Source organism: Fibrobacter sp. UWH9, from assembly GCF_900129715.1.
GTDB lineage: Bacteria > Fibrobacterota > Fibrobacteria > Fibrobacterales > Fibrobacteraceae > Fibrobacter.
Genome location: NZ_FQWP01000014.1, coordinates 60,715 through 83,635 on the forward strand (window position 1 = coordinate 60,715; position 22,921 = coordinate 83,635).

Consider the following 22,921-nt stretch of genomic DNA (forward strand, 5'->3'; position numbering starts at 1 on the left):
AATTCTTAACTAAAAAAAGGGCCTGGACCTCGGGGCGACAAGCGCTAATTGTGTTTAAATCCGTGTAAAAAATCCCGCCTTTTAAAGCGGGACATAAACGATTCATAAAGCGGAATTTTTCTAGAAGTTGTCGTCGCGATCGAACATGTGGGTCACAAACTGCACCACCAGTTCCTTGTAGACTTCTTCACTGAACATGGGCTTTTGCAGCAAGTCGATGGTTTCCTTGGAAAGGGCACCAGTCTTTGCCAGTTCCAGACCGCCCTTCTTGTACTTGGCTCGAAGCATGTTCAGGCGACGTTCGCCGCCACGATGGTGCAGTGCGCGCATCTGAGGGCAAGCCACCAGGGTGTAACCATCAGCACCCAGAATGATGTTGAACTGTTTGATGATGGGTTCATAAACAACATCCAGATCGCACCAGGCACAGCTCGAAAGCAAGATGATCTTCTGGCCGGGCTTCTGGTTCTGCAGACCGTGCATGGGCCTGTCCATGGCGCCGGGCTCGTTGAGTCGCTGGCCCATATACGGGTGGACCATGCCTACGATGCGGTCCATCAGGCACTTCATCTGGCCGGGTACCCCAAACAGGTAAAGGGGGAAACTCCAGATGACGATGTCAGCCTCTTCCAACTTCTTGCGGATCATGGGAACATCATCGTCCTTCATAAAGCAGCTGCCATCGGGGCGGCCCCAGCAACTGAGGCAACCGCGGCAGGGCTTGATGTTCATGCGGTCGATGTAGATGTATTCACTTTCAAATTCGCCACCTTCCAGAATACCTTCCACAAAGGCATTGGTGGGGATAAGGGTTCCGCTCCGTTCATTCTTGGGGCTAGCCACCATTACAAGCACTTTCTTCTTATCGGACACTTTTCTATTCCTAATGTTTATGAGGTAGCGAATTTAAAACTTCTAACTTTTTTGCACAATCAGATTTGTAAAAATGCTTTCAGCTCATCCATGCGGCGCTTGGCGTATTCAACACCATGGTCGTAAGATTCGTTCATCTTTCCCATGTCGCAATCAAACTGGTCGCACAAGTCGATTTCGGGGCGAATCAGGAATAGCTTGCCCTGCTTTTCAAGCTTTTCCATTTCCAGGAACATCCTGTCGTAACGCTTCAGGCGAACCATCAGGGCGCGGAACAAGTCGGGATACTTGCGCTTATACATCGGGTTCAGCACAGCACGATACTTGCGGAAATCCGTTACCGCCTCGCCAGGGTAATGGGTCGAAAGGGCCACCACCTTGTCGCAACCTTTTTCGAAGGCTCGTTCAAAAGGAACCGGCACCGTAATGCATCCGTCGGCGTAATGCTTATCGCCAATGGGCGCCATGGGGAAAAGCATAGGCAAGGCACAGCTGGCACTGATCAAATCCAGCAAGCGCTTCTTGTCGTTCTTTTCGGACATGAATTCTGCACGGCCGGTTTCGCAGCAAGTCAAGCCAATTTCGCACTCGATTTTCGAATTGGAATAGGCTTCGAAATCCAGAGGCATCTTGCCGTCGGCGGCATCGTAATTCAAGGCGTAGTATTCCTTGTGGATGCCAATATATTTGTTAGCCCACTTATGACCATTCTGCAGACGGGTAGGCAGCATGATAAAGCGCAAACGGCCCTGCTGGCGGGTGATGTAGTTTAAAGCGGCGTGGGCGCCGGCCGAAACTCCAGCCACGTAAGAAAAGCAATCTATGCCTTCGTCCATCCAGGTGTCAAGCACACCGGCGCTGAACATAGTCTGACGGGAACCGCCTTCTAGAACAAGACCGAACTTCACTTTGACACCTCTACATTTTTAGCCGCATTTTCTGCTGTCACTTCTTCAGGCGTTTCTTCGGGGGGCGGCAGGATTTCGTTTACGTTCCTACCCTGAGCCTGCTGCTTCAGCTTCCAGACCTTCTGACGGAAGTATTCGCTGCGTTCCGCCAGGTGCTGGGAAGAAGGAATTCCCTTCACACGTTCAATCTTTTCTTCTCCGCCAAAGACCAGCGCAGTGCGATGCCCACGCTTATAAGTACCGTCATGACCGACGCACACAACAGGCACGCCTGTGCTGCGGGCCAGGAATGCAAAGCCCGACTTGAATTCGTTCATCAAGCCATCTTCGCGGCACTTGCCTTCGGGGAAAATAATGACGGACTTACCGGCTTCCAGGTTTTTCTTGGCGATCAAGGCCCATTCTGTGTCCAGATTGTAGCGGTCACAGGGAATCACATGGACGCGGGTCAAAATCCAGTGGAAGCACTTCATCTCGAACCAGTCCTTGGCCACCACGATGTTCCTGTTCTTGAAAATCAGTGAAAGGAGCATGATCGGGTCGCAAGGAGAACAATGGTTCGCGATAATGATTCGCGGTTCCTTGAACTTATAAGATTGAACCGAAGGATCGGTAAAAGTAACCTTGGGGCGGAATACAATAAAGAAGTATGCTCGAACCGAGTAGATGACCGTCCATACAGCAAGCTGCATAAACGGTTCCGCCAACAACTTTAGGATGCGTTTCAATTCCAGACCTACTTACCCAAGGAGTCCTTGGGAATGGTGGTAAAGGTAAGACTGCCCTTGGCGTGAAGATTTCCGTTTACCTTGACCACACAGTCAAAGCCAACAATAATGCCACCACCCTTGGTCTTGTTCACGGCAATTTCAAGCTGGTCGCCGGGAATCACAGGCTTCACGAACTTGAAACCGTCAATCTTCAGCAACACATACAGCTTGTCATCCAGATCTTCGGGCTTTTTTTCAATCACCAGGGAGCAGAGCTGAGCGCAGGATTCCACAATAAGCACACCCGGCATAATGGGGGTGCCCGGGAAATGACCCATGAAGTAGGGTTCATTGACGCTAACGTTCTTGATGCCCACAGCAGATTCGTTGGGAACCAGTTCCGTCACCTTCTCGATCATCTGGAAAGGCGGACGCTGGGCGATCTTTTCGCTAATTTCAAAAATATTCATGGAACTCATAGAGAGAGACCTCCATCCAGCACAAATACCTGGCCGGTTACATAGGAGAACTGGTCAGAAGCAAGAGCCGAAACCATGTTGGCCACGTCTTCGGGGGTACCAAAACGCTTCAGGGGGATATTCTTGAGGTAACCTTCGCGGGTTTTTTCGGGAATGGCCTCGATCATGTCGGTAGCGATAAAGCCCGGAGCAATGGCATTCACGCGAATGCCCCAGCCACCCAGTTCCTTGGCAAGAGTCTGGGTCATGGAGTTTACTGCACCCTTGGTGGCACTATAGACGCTCTGGCCGGGCAAGGCGAACTTGGAGCTGACCGAAGACATATTGATGATGACGCCGGACTTCTGCTTGAACATCTTGAGGCCCACAGTCTGAGCGCAGTAAAGGTAGCCCTTCACGTTCAGGTCGAAGCACTTGTCCAGGGTTTCCTGGCTGATTTCAAGCAGGTACTGATCGCGGACGATACCGGCATTGTTCACAAGCACATCGATGCGGCCATAAGCCTTAAACACATCACGGACCATGGCCTTTACCTGGGCCAGATCGGCAACGTTAGCCTTATACACCATGCCGTCGCCACCTTCGGCCTTGATCAAGTCAAGGGTTTCGGCAGCAGCTTCGTCGGAACTGGAGTAGTTCACCACAACGGTGAAACCATCGCGGGCCAAGCGCAGGGCGCAAGCCTTACCGATACCTTTCGATGCACCTGTAACAATCGCAACCTTCATCAATATCTCCTTCTCAAGTAAATTACTTACCGAATACTACGGCGCTATAGGAGCCGCCTGTAGCAAAGGCAACCACCAAAATCTTCTTAAGACCAGCTGCGTCAACGTTCTTCCTGGAAACGGATCCGTCCTTGGCCACGAAGTAGGCTTTGTCGCTTTCCATTTCGCCAGAAAGCAGCAGGGCGGCTTCGGCGGCAGCCAAAGTGGCAGAAGCGGCACGGCCTTCGCCAACGCGTTCCTTCACTTCGAACAGGGGAAGAGTTTCCAGCTTATCGCCAAATACGCGGGCCAGGGATTCCTTTTCAATGTCATCCACTGTCTTGAAACCGTCGGCAAAACCGCAAACGGCGTCAATGTCAGCCACAGCGAGGCCAGCATCCTTAAGGGCATCGTTAATGGCGTTGTCCAAAGCTTCGCCAGAACCGGCAACCTTACCGAACTTCACGTTCTTACGGCCATTGCCGTAACCCAGGGCGTAGCAGTAAACCTTGGCGTCGCGAGCCTTGGCATATTCCTCAGTTTCCATCATAATAGAAACGGAACCGTCGCCAACCACGAAACCTTCTGCGTTGTCGAAGGGAGCCACAACCTTATCGGCGGCCACATTCAACTTCTGGGCAAATTCAGTAATAATGGGCAGGTTTTCGTCGGAACCGGTAGCCATCATGGCGCTTTCCTGACCGTCATAAATAACGCTCATGGAGTATCCGATGCTATCGAGACCAGAAACAGGACCCGTCGTAATGGTCACGCCGTAGCCCTTGATGCCGGAGCAGATGGAAAGGTAACCACCTGCGGCATTGTAAACGGTATGGGGGAACTTGAAAGCACTGCCGTTGGCATTGCCCTGTTCCGCAATCAATTCTTCAAAATCATAAGTTGCACCCAGGCCACCTTCGCTGGTACCTACGATAATGCCCACGTCCTTGGCATTGTCATCGGTAACGGTGAAGTTTGCGTCCTGGAGAGCGCGCATGCCGGAAACGGTCTGGAGTTGACCCAGATTATCCAACTTGCGGTAGAAAGCCATCTTGATTCCCAATTCCTTGTAGTCATCGTTGGTGATGGTGGAATGGACAGAGGCACTTTCGGGCTTGGCATCGTTCTTGACAGCATCCAGGTAAGCCTGCTTGGAATTACCCAGGGGGCTTACGATACCGATACCGGTAACGGCAATCTTCTTGCCCTTTGCCGGCTGCTTTACTACATCGCCAGCCATCTTACTGAAGACAATGCTTGCGTTGGTGCCACCGAATGCCACATTATTGCTCATAACGCAGTTCAGTTCCTTGGACTTGGGGGTGTTCTGCACAAAGTCCATCTGACCGACCTTGGCCTTGAGGGCTTCAGAATCTTCGGCAGTATAATGGAGTGTGGGAAGAACGGTATTTGTGGTAAGAGCCTTGATGCTAAAGACGGCTTCGATAGCACCTGCGGCACCCAGGCAATGACCAGTCATCACCTTGGTAGAACTTACACTAATAGTGGGATTTTCTTCGGCAAAGAACTTGCCAAAGGCGTTGATTTCGGCATTATCATTCTTGCCGGTACCAGTACCATGGGCATTCAGATAGCCAATGTCAGACTTCTTGATACCAGAATTCTTGACAGCGCGACTCATGGCTTCGGTCAGGCACAGTCCATCTTCACGGGGGGCGGTAATGTGATGGGCATCACTTGTCACGCCAGAACCCAGCACTTCGCAATACTGCTTGGCACCGCGCTTCTGGGCATGTTCGTAAGATTCCACAACTACGATGCCGGCGCCTTCACCCAGAGTAATACCATTACAATGGTTAAAGGGAGAGCAACCGTTTTCGTCAAGTGCGTGGAGCGAAAGGAAGCCGGAATAAGGCACTGCGGCAAAGGAATCTGCACCACCTGCGATCACCACGTCGGCACGACCGGCACGAATCAAGTCGCAAGCCAGGGCGATAGAGATGGTACCTGCAGCACATGCATTTGCCACGTTGGTCACGATGCCGCCAGCTCCACAAGTTTCAGCAACCTGGGATGCGATGGAAGCGATGGGCATCTTGGGAATATCAGCAGCCGGGCGGCCATTCTGGTGGTAATGTTCCACGCTAATGACACCACCCACGCAGCTACCGATGATCACGGCGACACGCTGGTCGTCGCCAAAATTTCCGAGATTGGCATCTTTTAGAGCTTCATTTGCCGCCTTAATGCAAAGTTTGGAGGCGCGATCCTTTTCTTCGGGAGCATCAATTGCATCCAGGGAGTCGCAATTCACTTCTGCGGCAAGATCTGCATAGCAGTTCTTGGTATCTACAGAGGTGGTCTTATGAATACCCGAAACAGAATTTAGGGCATTTTTCCAAGTTTCTTCAACATTGTTACCGATGGCACAAATAACGCCAAGACCGGTAACGACACAGCGGCAGTCATTAGAAGTCATAAAAGATAAATCCGAAAATCAGATTGAATTACTTGTGAGATTCAATAAAGTCAGCAATGGTATCGATGCTCTGGAAGGGTTCCTTACCCACGCCAGTCATAGAAACACCAAAGGTGCTGTCAACGAAGGAGATGATTTCCAGGGAGTCGACGGAATCCAGGCCGATTTCTTCACCGAAAAGCGGGGTGTCATAGTTCAGAACGTCACCATCCACACCCAGATCAGACATAAAGAATGCCTTCAACTTGCTCTTAACTTCTTCATTAGCCATGCTAATCCTCTCTTTTTTTATGGTTTAATTTTTTTTGGCACAAAGATACAAAAATCTTTCTTCAAAAAATCCCCAAAAAGGCTGCGAGGTGCATGAATGGGCCATTTTGGCGTATGAATGAAGAAAAAAATGAATTTTAGCGTGATTTTCGTCCTAAATTTTTGAAATCCGGAGTCAATTTTACACAATTTGTGTCCTTGGGAACCCCTCGATAAAGGGATAATTCCACGTTAAAAACACCTTTTGTGCTGGCCGCAACCTGCCAACGGCTCCCTGCCGGACATTCTCCCAGGGGTATTTTAGATACGGCACTAAAACGGGTTGCAGTTACCTTCATGTCAAATGCGTCTGTAGACAGGGAATCTGTCATTTTTAAGGCAGCCGGACCTCCAATAGTCTTATTCTTGCCAAAATAGGCTTTCTGGGCATCGATATAGGCCAGGGCTTTCAGCTGCATATCTTCCAGATTTCCCTCAACGGAATTGGAGATAACTCGCTGATGACAGGTAGAAATTCCCAAACAGAGTATAATAAGTGTTATAATGATGGCAACAGGAAACGCTAACTTTTTTAAGGGAACGTTGCCGATGGTTTCGAGAACTTGTCGCGGGTTAACCCTTTCTCCTTCGTCGTCACCTTCCCCATTTTCCCATTTTAGCAACTTGAGGGCCACCAGAATGTGGACAAATTGCCTCGGCAAGGCAAGACCGATTAAGGCAATTGCCAACAGGGCGATAGATAAGGCTAACAAAATGACCAGGGCCGTATCTGCTACAGGCAAAATATCCTGAACTTCTTTCAGAAGACCTAAAAGCTGTTTGTCTTCTGCAAAGTTGTTAGAGGCGAATCGCCCTGTAAAATTATTATAGCGTGCAAGACCCAAAGTCACTGCATCATTCGCCATAACAAGAACCGCTGCAAGAACCCGCTGAATAAACAGCATCAACATGCCGGCAAAGGCGATTACGGCGGCCACCAACCGCCCCGTTCTTACAGCGGTCAACCCGTAGTTTATCTCTTTCTTTTCACTCATTTGTCCTCATTTTACCCTATTTAGCTTCCACCAGTTCCTTGGCCAGTTTCTTGGCTGTAGTAAAGTCGGCCTTACCTGTACCAAGCTTAGGAACCTTTTCTACCTGGAAAGCTACAGAAGGTAACATTATGGGCGGGAAGTTATTGCTGGCGCGAAGTTCCGTAAGTACGGTTTTCGGGTCTTTTTCGCCCTGATAGAGTAATACAATTTTTTCGCCCTTGGCTGCATCGGGAACTGTGGTAATCAAATAATCGCAACCTTCAAGGACCGGAGTGTCCTGAATCTTCTTTTCGACGGCTCCGAGGCTGATCATTTCGCCTCCCAGCTTGGCAAAACGGCTATAACGGTCAACGATAGTCAAGAAACCATCCTGATCCAGGTAGCCCTTGTCCCCTGTGCGGTAATAACGAATTCCGTCAAGGTTGACAATAGCGGCCTTAGTGCGGTCCGGATCCTTCAGGTAGCCCTTCATTACCTGACATCCACCAATCAGGATCATGCCGGCTTCCCCGGTAGGCAACGGTTCGTTGGTCTCGGGATCAACAATCAGGAACTGGGTTCCCGGCAGAGCAGGACCCACGGTGCCAGGCTTGTTATTGAGCTGCATGGTGGTATAGTCATTCAGCAAGGTGTTTTCCGTATTCACGGAGGCCACCGGAGCGGTTTCGGTACAGCCGTAACCTTCAAAGATTTCCTTGCCGAACTTCAGGCGGAATGCGGTTGCCAATTCCGGACGCAGGGCTTCTGCACCGGCAATAATCAGACGCACGGACTTGAATACCAGCGGGTGCACGTAACGGCTAACAGTAAAGGCGCGCAAGAAGGTGGGGGTCGCCACCAGGAACGAAACGTGGAATTCGCAGCAGACGCGAGCCATGGTCTTTACGTCGGTGGGGTCCGCCACGGTCACAATGGGGCAACCTTCCACCAGGTTCAGAATCGTGGTCACCGTCAGGCCGAAGCTGTGGAACAGGGGCAGTTCCGAAAGCATCACGTCACCGCGGCTCACATTCAAAATACAGGCCAGCTGCTGGATGTTACCCATCAGATTGCGCTGGGTCAGTTCGATGCCCTTAGGCGTACCTTCGGAACCGGAACTGAACACGATCACCGCATTGTCGTTCATGGAACGATGCTTGCAGAAAATCAGACGGATTAGCCAGCTGGGCATTACCACGCAAAGCAGTACAAGGGCGGCAATTTTAGGCTTGGGCAGCATCTTCATCAGGTCTTCGGCATAGAACAGTCGAACCTTGTCGCTTGCAATCTGGCTATAGTCGTTTCCCCTACCCTTCAGTTTCTGAATGAACTGTCTACTGGTTATGACCGTAGATACATCAGCCTTTTCACAGCAGAACTTTACGTTTTCTACAGAGGAGGTGTAGTTCAGGTTCACGTTGGTCTTGCCCATGACCCACAGGGCCAGGTTTACAATGACTCCAGCCGGACTAGGCGGAAGCATGATACCCACGTTCTGCTCGTTCTTATTCAACAGTTTCCACAGAAGTCCGCGGAACGCCATGACGGCGCCCATCAGCTTGTAGCCAGAAAAGTGGCCTCCGTCCGGGTTATAGATGGCAGGTCCGTTCTTCACATAGCGCTTGCAGGTACGAATCCAGGAGGCGGCAATGGGACGCAAGAAATTCACGGAATAGCGCCAGGCTTCAATAGAAATCTTACGGACGATGGCGCGGACTTCGTTAGGAGGTGTGGTGGCCGGAATCTTTTCGCCGAAGGCTACCGTCACGGAACGATCGGCAGAAGCGCCATACATGTTAGAGGAACTATAACTGTAGTTACTCCCCCACAGACCCTGAATATAGAACGGGATAATTTCGGCGTCAGTATCGTCAATGGCAGAAGAGTAATCGATATGGAAGGGGTCCACATGAGGTGACTTGGACACTTCGCCCGTGGGGAAAATGACCACAGCCTTACCAGCCAGCAGGGCCTCGTGAATGCGATCCATGGCAGGCTTGGGATTATTGTTGTCGATGCGGATATTGCCCAGACGCTTCAGAATAGAACGCAGGTACCACTTGTCGAAATGGTCCTTGTTGCTGGCGATACACAGCGGACGGGGGCTAGCCATCTGGAGCATGGCCCAGTCAATAAAGCTATGGTGATTACCCACCAGCAATACCGGACCTTCGTTGGGAATATTCTGCACACCCAGCACGCGAATCTTGTAACGGTTAAACACCAGGCGCAACACCGTGCGGATCATGGCCTGAGGCAAGTTGGAAATGGACCAGAGGAACACGCATGCAGAAATGACTGCAATTCCGAGGAAGTAGTACTGGGGCAGGATATCGGTATAACGGACCAGGTAAGAGAAAACAAACAGGAATCCAATCAAAACAATGGACTGGATCATATTGGAAAGGGCTAGAACGGAGCCCGAATTGTTGGGACGAGTGTTATACTGTAGAAGTGCGTTGACCGGCACCAGGAACAAGCCGCCAAAAAGTCCCGTCAAGGAATAAAGGACCACCAGGGCGAAGGGGTTCACCATGAACGGGACCAGGAACATGCAGATGGACACGCCAAACATACCGAGGGGAATGAATCCGGTTTCAATAAAATCCCTGGACTTGGCGGCAGCCACAATGGAACCCACCACAAGACCCACCACGGCAAATGCCAGGTAATCCTGCATCATGTTCAGGATCTGAGAGCCGGAAGCGTCCTGGAAAACCAGCACGAACACCTGGGCCAGAGCCCAGAACATAGAAAGGGCGATGATGGAACCACGGAGGGAGGGAACACGCCAGCCCAGACTCAAGTGCTTACGGACCTTGGCGATGTTCACATTGGGATTTTCATACTTTACCCTAGGCACCATAAAGCTGGCAATCGTACCAAGTACGCTAACCCCCGTCAAGATCCAGGGAATCACCACGGAATGGGACAAAATGCGGTGAACAGCCTCGTAAGAAACCAGGGAATCCAGGTTAATCAAGTTCACACCGACAATGGCAAGCCAGGAGGCGAATATCATGCCGCCCAAGCTGAAAATCTGCAGGAAGGCATTGGCGAAACTCAGATTACGAACGCCAAACATTTCCTTGAGGATGCCGTACTTTGCCGCACTATGAATGGCAAAACCACTGCTAAGGCCAATAGAAAGCCAGAACGCCACACGGGGGATGCCGCAAGTCACCAACACCGCCTGGGCAATGACAAAGCAAGTCATCAATAACGAGGACCATGCCAACACCTTATTCTTGGAGAACCTGTTGGTAAAGAATCCCGCAAAAAAGACCATCAAGATGTAAGGGGCGATAAAGAAAACCTGCAGCATAAAGGCCTGCCAGGTCTGTCCGCTTCCATCAGCCGTAAAGGAACCCGAAAGAATTTTCTGGGCGTAAATAAACACACCTGTCTGAACAAAAACTGTTGCAAGGATCGATAAGAAATATCGAACAGAACCTTTAACTTTCCACATTTTCCTATGCCTCAAATAAAAAAGAGCCGAAAATAGATTCGGCTCCTAAATCTAAAAAATTTGATATTCCCTATTTAATGAGGGATTCCAAATCCTTTACAGTTTTGGGGATATTTTCAGAAAGGTTACGGAAGCCCTTTTCTGTAATCAGCAGGTCGTCTTCGATGCGTATACCGATCTTCTCGTGGAACTTCTTTCCTCCGATATTTGCCCAAAATTCGCCATAAAGGCCAGGTTCGCAAGAAATCAGCATCCCCGGTTCCAGCACCACTTCCAGGGAACGGGTACCCGGTTCACCTTCATGGATCTGTTCGCCGATAAAATGGCTTACCCCATGGGGGCGGCGGTCATAAAGCAACTTGAACTTGCCCTTTGCGCCTTTCACAAGACGTTCATCCAGAGCTCCCATGATGAAATCCCAGGGAATATTTCCGATTTCCTTGAGGCTTACGCCGGGGCGTACCGACTTCTGGTATTCCGTCTGGGCGTCCAATACGATTTCGTACAACATTTTCTGCAACGGGTTGAACTTGCCGTTAACAGGAAGGGTGCGACTCAAGTCACTATGCAGGGAATTGTAGCGGATACCAAAATCCAGGAGCACCAGGTCGCCATCCTGCAGCGGTTCATCCTTCTTGACATAGTGGAGGCAGCAGGCATTTGCGCCACCGGCCACAATGGTCGGGAAAGCCAAATCACCGTCGCTACGTTTTTGCATCTCATAGTCCAGCAAAAGGCCCAGCTGACGTTCATTCTTCAAGCTAGACATCTGGCCTAGCACTGCGCGGAATGCCTGGTCCGTAATGTTCTGGGCCACGCAGGCATCAGAAATGCGTTCCTTTTCCAGAGGCAGTCTCAGTTTCCAGTGAAGGCTAGCGGCACTCTTCAGCTTAAATCCCTTCAAACCCTCGCTGGCCAGGGCCTTCTTCATCTCCTTTCGGAACTGGTCGTTATGGTCATCGGGCCACTTTTCAAAATAGAACGCATAGGCGAAACCGGGATTGGGTTTCTTGCGGGCTCGCTCCACCACCGTATCCCAAAGTTCATCCAGGGGGCGAACGTCCTTGAAACCGGTCACCTTCTGCACATCGCGGTCCCCTTCCACATAGCCGAGACGTTTGCCGTTCCAGAATTCCTTGAAAGGATCCTTTTCAGGTACGAACAGGATTTCGGCCCCGTCCCTGGGGTCAAGCAGCAGATAGCACCCGGCCTGGTTGATTCCGGTCAAGTAAAGGAAGGCGGGTTCCTGGATCATCTTGTTCCAGGTTTGCACAAAGGCTTCTTCGCCACCCGGTTCCATGGGCATTCCGGCGATAACGCAGAAGGAATCCAGTTCCCTGAGCATGGCCTCCCGGCGTTTTTTGTAAAGATTTCTGGAATTGTAGTCCTTAGAGGATATAAAAACTTGGGAATAAGGGTCGCAAACAGATTTTTTTTCGTTTAAAGACATTCTGAGCCTCAAAATCGTTCATTTTTGCCACAAAATTTACGTTTTTCACATTCTTTTCGCCACAAAATATTATACATTTAGGCCATCACAGACCAAAATGGAGCCTGAACAAATGAAATTTTTTAAGAATTGGAAGTTGATTGTTGCAGCTATGACTGTTGCCATGTTTACCGCTTGCGCTGGTTCTAACGGTGGCAGCGACGATGAATACGAAGATGATTCCGATTCCCCGGCTGCAGTCCAGGGCGGCAGCAAGAAGAAGGCCGCTCCCAAGGAAGTAATCGACGAAAACAAGCTGAAGAAGACCGAACAGGAAGCTACCGCTCTCACCGAAGAGAACCACAAGCTCCGTAAGGAAATCTTCGAAGCCAAGAACAAGCTGGGTATGTCTACTGCCGACGACTCCGCCGCCGAATAATTGGCAAGAACATTGAATGAGCGAAATCAAGCGCTATTCCCTATCTGATGACCTGAAACGTACGATTTCAGGCGAGAATGAAGCGGTTTTCCGATTACTGGAGAGCCGTTTTTCTGTTGAGATACAGACCCGCCTGCCGGGGCTGACTATTATCGCCAAGGATCTGGATGAACACGGCAAGCCTGTACAGGGCGACATTGCCGGTGTTTTTGCCGTACTGGACCAGCTGAAGATGGCTGCCCGAAATGGCGGTGCAATCGGAGCTAGACAGGTGGAACGTCTTCTGGGACCCGTCGAACTGGGCGAACCTATGGACAATTCCATCCCCAGCACCCCCGTCTTCCGAAATCGCTTCGGTGTTTCCGTGTTTGCAAAGACCCAGGCTCAGGCCGAACTGGTGAAGGCGGTCGAACATAACGACGTCATTTTCGCCAAGGGGCCCGCTGGTACCGGCAAGACTTTCCTGGCTGTCACTCTGGCAGTGGCAAGCCTTGAACGCCATGAAGCCGAGCGCATCTGCCTGGTGCGCCCCGCCGTAGAAGCAGGTGAATCCTTGGGCTTTTTACCTGGCGACCTTAAAGAAAAGATTGCCCCGTATCTGCGCCCCATTCACGATAGTCTGGCCGAACTGCTCCCCGCAGAAAAGCTTCGCCGTTACGAAGAAACAGGCGCTATTGAAGTGGCTCCCCTCGCCTACATGCGCGGTCGAACCCTCAAGCGAGCCTTCATCATTCTTGATGAAGCCCAGAATACCACGCCCGAACAAATGAAGATGTTCCTGACCCGTCTGGGCCCTCACAGTAAGGCGATTATTACTGGCGATGCCACCCAGGTCGACTTGGCCAAGGGGCAAAAGTCAGGGTTGGTTCACGCTATGGATATTCTCAAGGGAATCCGGGGAATCGCTCAGGTTGACTTTACCGCCACCGACGTCCTTCGCCATCACCTTGTAAAAGACATCCTCCTCGCCTATCAGCAAAAAGAACGCTAAAAGGACTTTATAGAACATGACGAAAAAGCAGCTGAAAATTCACCTTATTATCGGTTGGGTTCTCGTTGTAGCCGCCGCCATTTTCCTCTTCCCCGACAAGAACATCGCCCTCCAGGCAGAACGTCCCCGTCTGGGTCAGGTTAGCCCCCGCACCATTGTGGCACCTATCAATTTCGAAGTGCCTAAGTCCCAGCAGGAAATTGAATCCGAAAAGGCTCGTGCAGCAGACAAAGTAAACGCCATTTTCGAGTTCAACAACGACGAAACCAACCGCGTGTACGAAGACCTGAAGGTGTTCCTGCACAAGTTGGCTCAGTACGGTTCCCTCCAGGCCCAGATTTCCCAGGCCAGTTCTTCCGAGGGTGGCGATTCCACCGTGCAGGTCAAGGTGGTTCAGGCATCCCGTGTCTATGAAATCGTAAAGCAGAGAATTTCCACTTCTGCCATCAAGCCCTTGAGCCAGAACGCCAAGGCCCGCGATTCCTTGCTTTCTGTGTTCAATCAGATTCTGCAGAAGGGTATTTCCAACACTTTGTTGGCAAGCTCCGAAACAGCAGCCCAGCTCTATAAGGACAATTACAATCTGCAGGATCTCAAGAGCATTATCTACAGCAAGCCCAACATCACCTTGCTCAAGAATAATGAAACATCCACCGTAGAAGTGGCGAACATTCAGCCTCTCCGCCGCCGCATCGACGAAGCATTCGCCCAGCTGCAAATGAGTTTCCCCAATGAACAGGGGCTCCTTAGCGCCTTCTATGAAACGTTGTTTGTTTTCATGATGCCCAACGTTTTCTATCTAGAAAAAGAAACTATGGCCAGCCGCGAACAAGCTCGCAACAAGGTGACCCTCATTAAGGGTATGGTTCCCCGCGGCATGGAAATCGTGACTCAGGGCGCTCCCATTACCAAGGAAATTCTTGAAAAGATTGACGCACTTCAGCAGGCTCAACAGAAGGAAGAAAATTCCAAGACCTTTACCGCTATTTACGGTAACGCCTTGGTGTTTGTCATCATCATCACCATGTTCTTCCTGTTCTTCCTGAATATTCCCTCCCGCACCATGTTCAAGGACGCCCGCCAGCTTTGGAGTTTCACCTCGCTGGTCCTTCTGCAGCTGGTCGCTTTCTGGATTGTCCACAATCTTTCTGGAACGTTGAACCGGTCTGAATTGACTATCTTGCCTGAAAATTTTGACTTCATGTGGTTGTACCCGTTTGCATTGTCTCCTGTTATGGCGACCGTGCTTTTTGACCGCCGTCTGGGATTTGCCTTCAGCGCATTCTCTGCTCTTATTTTTGGTGTGCTGAACGGTTATGACCTTGCTGCTGCCATTTGCGCCTTCAGCGTGACCTTTGGCGCTACCTACCCTCTTGCTAGAATGCGCTATCGCGTTCAGTTTGTGTGGGGTATCCTTTCTGGCGTTATTGCCATGGCTGCAGCAATCTGCGTCATCTTCCTCCTGCGTAACCGTCTTTCCTTTGAAGCCTTCTACCAGAACATGATTGTCGGCGGCATGAACGTGATCATCTGTTCTTCCTTGGCCTCGGTGCTTTTGATCCATTTGATTGAACGAGTCTTTGGTATTACGACGGTTTTGACGCTTATGGAAATGTCTGACTTTAATCGTCCCGCATTAAAGCGCATCTCTGAAATCGCACCGGGTACGTTCCACCACAGCATTCAGGTTTCTAACCTGGCCGAAAAGGTTGCCGATAGTATCGGCGCAAATTCTCTGTTGGTCCGCGTCATGGCTCTTTACCACGATATCGGAAAAACCATGCGCCCTGAATACTTTACCGAAAATCAGAAGCAAGGTGTGAATCCCCATAACAATATTGACCCGGCTCAATCTGTTAAGATTATCGTGGAGCATGTGGAACAGGGTGCTAGCCTTGCCAAGGAATACAATATTCCTGACTTGGTGGCTGCCGGTATTCGCGAACACCACGGATCCTCTGAAATCAAGTTCTTCTACCACAAGGCGAAGGAACTGGCTGCAGAAAGTGGAGCGCAGGTCGACATCAAGGATTACAGCTACAAGGGTCCCAAGCCCCAGAGCAAGGAAACCGCAATCCTTATGCTGGCAGACATCATCGAAGCAACCAGCCGATCTATGACTGATACCTCCCCCGAAGCTCTGACCGCCATGATTCATAACACCATCGAAGGTCGATTCATGGAAGGTCAGTTCAACGAATGTAACTTGTCTGTGAAGGAACTGTTCAAGCTGGAACAGGCTTTCCTCACCAGCCTCGACGGAACATACCACACCCGAGTCAAGTATCCGGGACAGAAGTAGCGGATAGGTTAAAGCGTATAGTTTAAAGGTTAAAGGATAAAGGAGTCGTGGGCGATTAGCTGACGGCTCTTTTTTAGTGAACAGTGGATAGTGAAGAGCGGATAGTGAAGAGCGGGTGTCATCCCGAGCGAAACGAAGTGGAGTCGAGGGATCTTGTGATGTAGATTTGATTTATGAGATACGAGCTGTGAGCGATGAGCTGTGTGAGTAAGGCGCCTTCGGCGCGATTATCTAGCCCAAAGGAGCCGCAGGCTCCGTCCTCATACCTCAAACCTCATACCTAACTTAGGCGCCTTCGGTGCGATTATCTAGCTCAAAGGAGTCGAAGCTCCGTCCTCATACCTCGTACCTCACTCCTAAAAAATTTCACTTTTTTTCTCTTTCTCCCTTGACAAATATTTTTGCTTTTGTATATTTGGCTTCGTAATCGTGAAACGGTAGGAAACACAATGACAAAAAAGAATCTTGTTCTTATTGCTCTTGGAGTTATCTTGCTGGCAGTCGGTTTCATCTGTCTCGCTACTGGCCCTGCAGAAAACCCGATTTCCCTTACGGTTGCACCTCTTATTCTCTGTCTCGCCTACTTGGTGATTATCCCTCTGGGAATTCTCTTGAAAGGCAAGAAAGAAGATAAGAACGACGTTCAGTAATTCTGAACACACCCATTCGGGCGATTAGCTCAGCTGGTTCAGAGCGTCTGCCTTACAAGCAGAATGTCAGCGGTTCGAATCCGTTATCGCCCACTACCAATAAAACGGAAACGTTTTTGGGGTGGTAGCTCAATTTTGGTTAGAGCACCGGCCTGTCACGCCGGAGGTTGCGAGTTCAAGCCTCGTCTATCCCGCGAAAAAGACCTTCTCTTTTGAGAAGGTCTTTTCGTTTGTTGAACGTAGTGAAACAAACCAAGCCTCCCCGCTCAACGTCATGCTGAACCATGTCATACTGAACCATGTCATGCTGAACTTGTTTCAGCATCTCAACACCCCACCTGTATCCCCCTCAGTCCCGCCTCACGAAAAAAGCCTCCCGCAGGAGGCCCTTCGCTTGATCATTTGCGTCATCATCGCACTTGATCTTCAGCATCCAAAGATTTTACTATCAGAATACTATACGGAACTTTTCCTGTTTGCGGTTCTTCTTTACAGACCTACCCATCACATCAAAAGATCTTGAAGGTAGCATTACGTTCAGCGGTTTGGCAACCACCCGTCCTGCGGACTGTCCGATAGACTCCACGTTAGACGAATCCTTTTCAGACGGATCCACAACCGTAGTATCTGTCGTCGAAGTATCCGCAACCAGGGTGTCACCGCCTGTAGAACCTTCTTCCACCTGGTCAAGCACCCAGACGCCAGATTCAATACTGCGGCTACGTTCGTCCTGGACAACGTTCTTTTCGGACGGCAACAGGTAAAGCTTGCTCTTGTAATTTTGCAGGTAATAGGCGTTAGAATTGCCTACCGGCGCAGACTCCAGCACATAACGCTGATGGGCACCGGCATTCCAGGAATAGGTACTCAGAACGACGCCTGCCGCGGTGGATTCATTAGGCACGTCAATGACGCGGTCGCCAAATTCAAAACGGTAGGTAACGGGGCTGTCCCCGATGCTCCAGATTTTCGCCACCGTTCCAGCGGCGGAGCAGTCCATCATCTCAAGGCCATTGCTTGCCGTAATGCCCATGCACTTATCGTCGGACATATACCTTACGCGGGCCTCCATGAAGAACTTCTCCTTGAAGATGTCCTGGTACATGGCTTCTACAATCTGGCAATGGATAATCAAATCCTCTTCGGAGTGAAGTTCTGAATCGTAATTCAGACCGTATGGCCAGAAATGCTGGGAATCGCCCTTGAGAACGGCGGTGGGATCCCCCGTCAGTTCCTTCAGCTTGGCCTGTGCGGTTTCGCCCTGAAAGACGCCGTCCTTAAGCATGGCGGTGTACTCGCTGGTGGTGCCCATACCCATGGTGTGACCCATTTCGTGCATGGCCGTGCGCACCTTCATGTAGGAGCGGTTCGATCCGAAGCGCATGGTGCCGTTATAGCTGGCGTCGGCGGTTTGCACACCCGTGTTATAATAGACCTCGATGTGCTTGGTCATATGGGTGTACTTGTTGTACATGTACACCGCGGAATCCATGGCGGCAGCAATATGCTCGTAGGCATCCAATTCATCGTCAGACGGATTCGCCACCTTGTTCAGGTGATAATCCACCTTGGCGAAAGCCCCGGACGACAAGAAAAAAAGGCCCGAAACAAAGGCCGAAACAAAAATTCGATTCATAACAACTCCGCCACCATACACCACCCCAAAATCTACTTTCATGCATATATTATCGCAAGTAAAAAACTTTTTTTTGTGATATACTGCGCACATAAACCGCATATTTTATAATTTAAAGACAAAATTTCAAATATAGGAGTGAGCCTAATGAAGGCTAAAGTTATAGTATGCAGCCTAAGCCTGGCTGCTTTCGCCGCACTCACAGGATGTGCAGGAAACCATGGTCCACTGAACAATTCCATAGGTAAGACCGAGGCCACGATGGCTGTGGCCCGCGAAAACAGCGTCAACCCCACCGCCACTGCAAGCGCCACCGCCAAGATTGATTCCGCCAGGGTTCTAAAAGAAGCCGGCGAAGATGAGCAGGCTCAGGTTCTTCTTGAACAGAGTGAACTTGAATTGCTGTTGGCAATTGCTACTAGCGAACGCGATGCCGCCAAGGCCGAAGACCAGAAGGTTGAAGCCGATTTGCGAGCCGACGTAGAACGTAAGCTCCTCTACCAGAGCATTCTCGACAAGGAAACCAATAAGGAAGGAGCAGCCAAGTAATGAACAAGAAAATTTTAGCACTGGGTATTCTGGCTGCATCCATGAGTTTTGCCGCCGAAGCTGATGTCGCAAGTCAGCCCTCCCCCACCGCTTCCGAAGTTTGTGAAGCCGCCCTCCAGGACACCAAGGCTTCTGCACCGGCAAACGCTATTTCTGCAAAGCTTACCCTCGCCCACGCCTACGGCACCCTCAACGAATTGAAGGCTGTAGAAATTGACGACCTGAATTCCGAACAGATTCCCCCATTGGCCGCTAAGTGCCAAAAGTACGCCGAAATCGCCAAGATGCAGGCCGAAACCCAGACCTTGCGCAACCATATCGCAGAAAACTGGCAGAAACGCGCCGCCACAAACCGCTCCATCGAAGCCATCCAGGAACAGATCGCCAACGCCCGCAGCGGCAAGATGTCTAGCCTGGCCGCCGACCTCGAAGCAGAAAAGGCCCGCCTAGCCCAGTCTAACGAAGATGCCAAGCGTCAGCAGGAACGTCTCCAGGCAGAAATGCAGCAGAACCAGGAAAAGTTCCAGGCAGAAGCTGCAGCCCAGGAAGCCGCCCTGAAGGCCGCCAGCGAACGTGAAGCGGAACTGCAGAAGCAGCAGGCCGAACTCCAGAAGAAGCTGGCCGAAGAACAGGCCGCCCTGGAAGCCGAAAAGAAGGCTCTTGCCGAAGAGCGTGCCAAGGCTGAAGCCCGCCAGCAGGATGCCATGAACAAGCTGAACGAACTCCAGTCCAAGCTGATCCAGGTGTCCAAGGACGCCCGCGGCATTATCCTTTCTATGTCCGACATCCTGTTTGACGTGAACAAGGCCACCCTCAAGTCCGATTTGAAGACCAGCCTGGCCAAGGTCGCCGGTATTCTCTCCGTATACCAGCAGTTTAACGTGTCTATCGAAGGTAACACCGACAATACCGGTTCCGAAGAGCATAACATGAAGCTCTCTCAGCAGCGTGCCGACAACGTGATGAACTTCCTGGTCGAACAGGGTATCGAAGCCGGCCGTCTGACCGCCAAGGGCCTGGGCATGAGCATGCCTATCGCCGACAATTCCACCAAGGAAGGCCGCCAGAAGAATCGCCGCGTTGACCTGGTTATCCAGGACAAGGCCCTGCAGGCTCAATAAATCACATATTTTGGCGGGAAACGTTTCCAAAATGGCTCAAATTTTCTAAATTCTCGCCTGTAATCTTAAACCGGCGGCGCAAGTCGCCATTACAAAAACAAGAGGTAAAAAATGGCAGTTTCTTATAAGGAACTCGGCTTGGTTAACACCAAGGAAATGTTTGCTAAGGCTGTTGCTGGTGGCTATGCTATCCCGGCTTTCAACTTCAACACCATGGAACAGATGCAGGCTATCGTTCAGGCTTCCGTCAAGCAGAAGTCTCCGGTCATCATGCAGGTTTCTAAGGGTGCTCGTAACTATGCAAACGGCACCATCCTCCGCTACATGGCTCAGGGTGCTGTTGAATACGCCAAGGAACTCGGCTGCGCAAATCCGCAGATCGTTCTCCACCTCGACCACGGTGACTCCTTCGAACTGTGCAAGGACTGCATCGACAACGGTTTCTCTTCCGTTATGATCGACGGTTCTCACCTCCCGTACGAAGAAAACATCGCCCTCACCAAGAAGGTTGTTGAATACGCTCACGCTCACGACGTTACCGTCGAAGCTGAACTCGGTGTTCTCGCCGGTGTTGAAGACGAAGTTTCCGCTGAAGAATCTCACTACACCAAGCCGGAAGAAGTCGTTGACTTCGCTACCCGTACCGGTTGCGACTCCCTCGCTATCTCCATCGGTACCTCTCACGGTGCTTACAAGTTCAAGCCGGAACAGTGCACTCGCAACGCTGACGGCATCCTGGTTCCGCCTCCCCTGGCATTCGACGTTCTCGAAGCCATCGAAAAGCAGCTCCCGGGCTTCCCCATCGTTCTCCACGGTTCTTCTTCCGTTCCTCAGGACGAAGTTAAGACCATCAACGAAAACGGCGGTAAGCTCCCCGATGCAGTTGGTATTCCGGAAGAACAGCTCCGCAAGGCTTCCAAGTCTGCAGTTTGCAAGATCAACATCGACTCCGACAGCCGTCTCGCTATGACTGCTGCAGTTCGCAAGTACTTCAACGAACACCCGGATCACTTCGACCCGCGTCAGTACCTGAAGCCGGCTCGCGAAAACATGCAGAAGATGTACGAACACAAGATCGTCGACGTTCTTGGTTCTAACGACAAGCTTTAATAGTTAGCGAGCACCGCTCGCTTAACTAAAAAGTTGAAAAGGTCACTTGGTTTCTAACCAAGTGGCCTTTTTTCACAAAGAGACCGCTCGAGCAAATCCGCGGGTTTATAAAACCTCCGGTAGCTCTCGCTCTCAAAAAGGCGCTCGGTTCCACCGAGTGCCTTTTTTTTCACAAACTGTGCCGTGGGACACGATTTTCACCACGAATAATAGAATCAGCATAACTTAATGGCGGTTCAAAGCAAGCTCGTCCAAACGAGCCCTAAACTTTATGATGGATAAACAGATTGCATTCTGCATATAAGTTTATAGACAACTGCGCATGGCCACCACGGTGGTTCTTGAGATACCATTCGAATTTAGGATTGAATATGCTCCAGTCGGTCGGCTTTCCATTTTCGTCGAGAGTCGTCGATGGCACTACTGGTGCCGAGGCGTCCTCGGGCATGTAGCGGCCCAGGCCCTGCGGCATGTTGACGTCTCCAGCGTCCATATTGCCAATACTGCAAACTCGTGTGCTTTCCATCCTGAACTCCACCGGCATTCCTCTCCAATCATAGGAAATTTTCATGCGTTTGTGAATAGTGCGTTCAAAAATTCACTAAACACCTATCTTTTGAACGATTTTATGTCATGAAACAAAATCTGACTGACGAATTTTTACAAAAAATTTTATCTATATTGGGGTTATGCAGATTTTCCATGGAAGTACACAAATTGTTGAGCATCCAGAAGTAAGAGTCTCAAAGTACAACAAAGACTTTTATTTCGGTTTTTACTGCACTTCCATCGAACAACAGGCGATCCGATGGGCGACTCGATTTGGTGAAGGCTTTGTGAACGTCCATGATTATAAAGAAGACCCTTCTCTAAATATTCTAAGATTTGAAAAGATGACCGACGAATGGTTGGACTTTATCGTCGCCTGCAGACAAGGCGTCAAACACGATTATGACGTTATTGAAGGGCCCATGGCGGATGACACCATCTTTAATTACGTCCAAAGTTTTCTAGATGGGACCATTTCTAGGGAAGCATTTTGGGACCTGGCTAAATTCAAGTACCCAACACACCAGATTTGCTTTAGCACCCAGAACGCAATTAGTTCATTGACCTTTGTAACAGCGAGGGAAGTTCATGATTAAGAATACAGCTTTATTCTATACATGCAGCCTCATTGAGTACATTGGACGAATAACGAAGAACGAGCGATCTCGTGTTGTTGAACTACTCGGAAAAGATGTCGACCGAATTTACAATTATCAAGATGTATTTCACTGCGAACCCATCGAAAAAGTGGCCGACGACTTTATTGTCAGGAACAACATACCATTGGGATCATTTGACAATATAGCCAGCTGCAAATACACAGTGCCCGACTATTGGGACATCGGGGATGTCTTCGCACGTCTTGTAGAAGACAACTTTGCTCAAAAAGACTCCATTTCTGGAATCAAAGAAATTTTCAGGTCCTGGCTTGCGGCAAAGATTTCAAACTACAATTCCGACTTGTTTTACCAATCTCGAGAATATATCGACGCGTGCTACAAGAACGGAGAAATTTTGGCTGCATAATCACCTGCCGGAACCGTCGTACGCGACTTACTTTCCATCCTGAACTCCACCGGCATTCCTCTCCAATCACAGGAAATTTTCAGGGATTTGGACAAAACGACGTATTAACTCATCACATTTTTTTCATATATTTACAGACATGGCAGACGAAGAATTGAAAAAATACAGGCTATCATCCATGGAGGAGCCTTCCGACGAAATGCTGGAAGCCCTTATGGAAAAGGTCGGTGCAGCAGCACGTGAATCCTCC

General features: G+C 50.2%; 21 protein-coding genes and 2 tRNA genes. 11 read left to right on the forward strand and 12 right to left on the reverse strand.

Features of this window, described 5'->3' with window-relative positions; genetic code table 11:
- Positions 1–120: 120 nt before the first annotated feature.
- From BUB94_RS11550 to BUB94_RS11595, 10 genes are all read right to left on the reverse strand, one after another.
- A complete protein-coding gene (locus tag BUB94_RS11550) occupies positions 121–873 on the reverse strand; it encodes a flavodoxin family protein (RefSeq protein ID WP_073237230.1) in 753 nt (250 codons plus the stop codon).
- A 59-nt stretch (positions 874–932) separates the two neighbouring features.
- Positions 933–1,781, reverse strand: a complete 849-nt coding sequence (locus BUB94_RS11555; protein WP_073237233.1) for a patatin-like phospholipase family protein — start codon at positions 1,779–1,781, stop codon at positions 933–935.
- Positions 1,778–2,509: a lysophospholipid acyltransferase family protein gene (locus tag BUB94_RS11560; protein WP_254793727.1), complete on the reverse strand. Its 732-nt coding sequence runs from the start codon at positions 2,507–2,509 to the stop codon at positions 1,778–1,780. Before BUB94_RS11560 ends, BUB94_RS11555 begins: the two co-directional genes overlap by 4 nt.
- A gap of 8 nt (positions 2,510–2,517) precedes the next feature.
- Positions 2,518–2,970 (reverse strand): 3-hydroxyacyl-ACP dehydratase FabZ, encoded by a 453-nt coding sequence (fabZ, locus tag BUB94_RS11565; RefSeq protein ID WP_073161010.1) that lies wholly within the window; start codon positions 2,968–2,970, stop codon positions 2,518–2,520.
- Positions 2,967–3,698 (reverse strand): SDR family NAD(P)-dependent oxidoreductase, encoded by a 732-nt coding sequence (locus tag BUB94_RS11570; protein ID WP_073237239.1) that lies wholly within the window; start codon positions 3,696–3,698, stop codon positions 2,967–2,969. Before BUB94_RS11570 ends, fabZ begins: the two co-directional genes overlap by 4 nt.
- A gap of 22 nt (positions 3,699–3,720) precedes the next feature.
- Positions 3,721–6,117, reverse strand: coding sequence for a beta-ketoacyl-[acyl-carrier-protein] synthase family protein (locus BUB94_RS11575; RefSeq protein ID WP_073237241.1), 2,397 nt, complete (start codon positions 6,115–6,117; stop codon positions 3,721–3,723).
- Positions 6,118–6,145: 28 nt separating this feature from the next.
- Positions 6,146–6,388: an acyl carrier protein gene (locus tag BUB94_RS11580; RefSeq protein ID WP_073161004.1), complete on the reverse strand. Its 243-nt coding sequence runs from the start codon at positions 6,386–6,388 to the stop codon at positions 6,146–6,148.
- Positions 6,389–6,524: 136 nt separating this feature from the next.
- The gene (locus BUB94_RS11585) at positions 6,525–7,421 is read right to left on the reverse strand and encodes a hypothetical protein (RefSeq protein ID WP_073237244.1); all 897 of its coding nucleotides are present in this window, start codon (positions 7,419–7,421) and stop codon (positions 6,525–6,527) included.
- A 16-nt stretch (positions 7,422–7,437) separates the two neighbouring features.
- Positions 7,438–10,869 (reverse strand): MFS transporter, encoded by a 3,432-nt coding sequence (locus BUB94_RS11590; protein WP_073237247.1) that lies wholly within the window; start codon positions 10,867–10,869, stop codon positions 7,438–7,440.
- Between the two features lie 70 nt (positions 10,870–10,939).
- Complete coding sequence (locus tag BUB94_RS11595; RefSeq protein ID WP_073160998.1) at positions 10,940–12,319, reverse strand: aminopeptidase P family protein; 1,380 nt, start codon at positions 12,317–12,319, stop codon at positions 10,940–10,942.
- A gap of 112 nt (positions 12,320–12,431) precedes the next feature.
- On the opposite strand from BUB94_RS11595, the gene BUB94_RS11600 reads away from it, so the two are divergent.
- The 6 genes from BUB94_RS11600 to BUB94_RS11625 all read left to right on the forward strand — a co-directional run bounded on the left by BUB94_RS11600 (position 12,432) and on the right by BUB94_RS11625 (position 16,874).
- A complete protein-coding gene (locus BUB94_RS11600; protein ID WP_073161095.1) occupies positions 12,432–12,737 on the forward strand; it encodes a hypothetical protein in 306 nt (101 codons plus the stop codon).
- 16 nt (positions 12,738–12,753) lie between these two features.
- Positions 12,754–13,728: a PhoH family protein gene (locus BUB94_RS11605; protein ID WP_073160996.1), complete on the forward strand. Its 975-nt coding sequence runs from the start codon at positions 12,754–12,756 to the stop codon at positions 13,726–13,728.
- A 16-nt stretch (positions 13,729–13,744) separates the two neighbouring features.
- The gene (locus tag BUB94_RS11610; RefSeq protein ID WP_073237250.1) at positions 13,745–16,030 is read left to right on the forward strand and encodes an HD family phosphohydrolase; all 2,286 of its coding nucleotides are present in this window, start codon (positions 13,745–13,747) and stop codon (positions 16,028–16,030) included.
- A 449-nt stretch (positions 16,031–16,479) separates the two neighbouring features.
- The gene (locus BUB94_RS11615; RefSeq protein WP_073237252.1) at positions 16,480–16,680 is read left to right on the forward strand and encodes a hypothetical protein; all 201 of its coding nucleotides are present in this window, start codon (positions 16,480–16,482) and stop codon (positions 16,678–16,680) included.
- 18 nt (positions 16,681–16,698) lie between these two features.
- Positions 16,699–16,773 (forward strand) — tRNA-Val (locus BUB94_RS11620).
- 25 nt (positions 16,774–16,798) lie between these two features.
- Positions 16,799–16,874: transfer RNA gene (locus BUB94_RS11625), tRNA-Asp, on the forward strand.
- Between the two features lie 254 nt (positions 16,875–17,128).
- Here the strand turns inward: BUB94_RS11625 and BUB94_RS11630 are convergent.
- The gene (locus BUB94_RS11630; RefSeq protein ID WP_249269344.1) at positions 17,129–18,316 is read right to left on the reverse strand and encodes an RICIN domain-containing protein; all 1,188 of its coding nucleotides are present in this window, start codon (positions 18,314–18,316) and stop codon (positions 17,129–17,131) included.
- A 147-nt stretch (positions 18,317–18,463) separates the two neighbouring features.
- Between BUB94_RS11630 and BUB94_RS11635 the strand changes: the two genes are divergently transcribed.
- The 3 genes from BUB94_RS11635 to BUB94_RS11645 all read left to right on the forward strand — a co-directional run bounded on the left by BUB94_RS11635 (position 18,464) and on the right by BUB94_RS11645 (position 21,096).
- Positions 18,464–18,865 (forward strand): DUF4398 domain-containing protein, encoded by a 402-nt coding sequence (locus BUB94_RS11635; protein ID WP_073160991.1) that lies wholly within the window; start codon positions 18,464–18,466, stop codon positions 18,863–18,865.
- The gene (locus BUB94_RS17190; protein WP_254793728.1) at positions 18,865–19,986 is read left to right on the forward strand and encodes an OmpA family protein; all 1,122 of its coding nucleotides are present in this window, start codon (positions 18,865–18,867) and stop codon (positions 19,984–19,986) included. Before BUB94_RS11635 ends, BUB94_RS17190 begins: the two co-directional genes overlap by 1 nt.
- Positions 19,987–20,097: 111 nt before the next feature.
- Complete coding sequence (locus tag BUB94_RS11645; protein WP_073237255.1) at positions 20,098–21,096, forward strand: class II fructose-bisphosphate aldolase; 999 nt, start codon at positions 20,098–20,100, stop codon at positions 21,094–21,096.
- 262 nt (positions 21,097–21,358) lie between these two features.
- On the opposite strand, the gene BUB94_RS11650 is transcribed toward BUB94_RS11645, so the two are convergent.
- A complete protein-coding gene (locus tag BUB94_RS11650) occupies positions 21,359–21,667 on the reverse strand; it encodes a hypothetical protein (RefSeq protein WP_139259157.1) in 309 nt (102 codons plus the stop codon).
- 118 nt (positions 21,668–21,785) lie between these two features.
- On the opposite strand from BUB94_RS11650, the gene BUB94_RS11655 reads away from it, so the two are divergent.
- Both BUB94_RS11655 and BUB94_RS11660 read left to right on the forward strand, forming a co-directional pair.
- A complete protein-coding gene (locus BUB94_RS11655) occupies positions 21,786–22,241 on the forward strand; it encodes a DUF3990 domain-containing protein (RefSeq protein ID WP_073237261.1) in 456 nt (151 codons plus the stop codon).
- Entirely contained in the window at positions 22,234–22,671 is a 438-nt protein-coding gene (locus BUB94_RS11660; RefSeq protein ID WP_073160983.1) for a hypothetical protein, read from the forward strand. Before BUB94_RS11655 ends, BUB94_RS11660 begins: the two co-directional genes overlap by 8 nt.
- Positions 22,672–22,921: the final 250 nt, after the last annotated feature.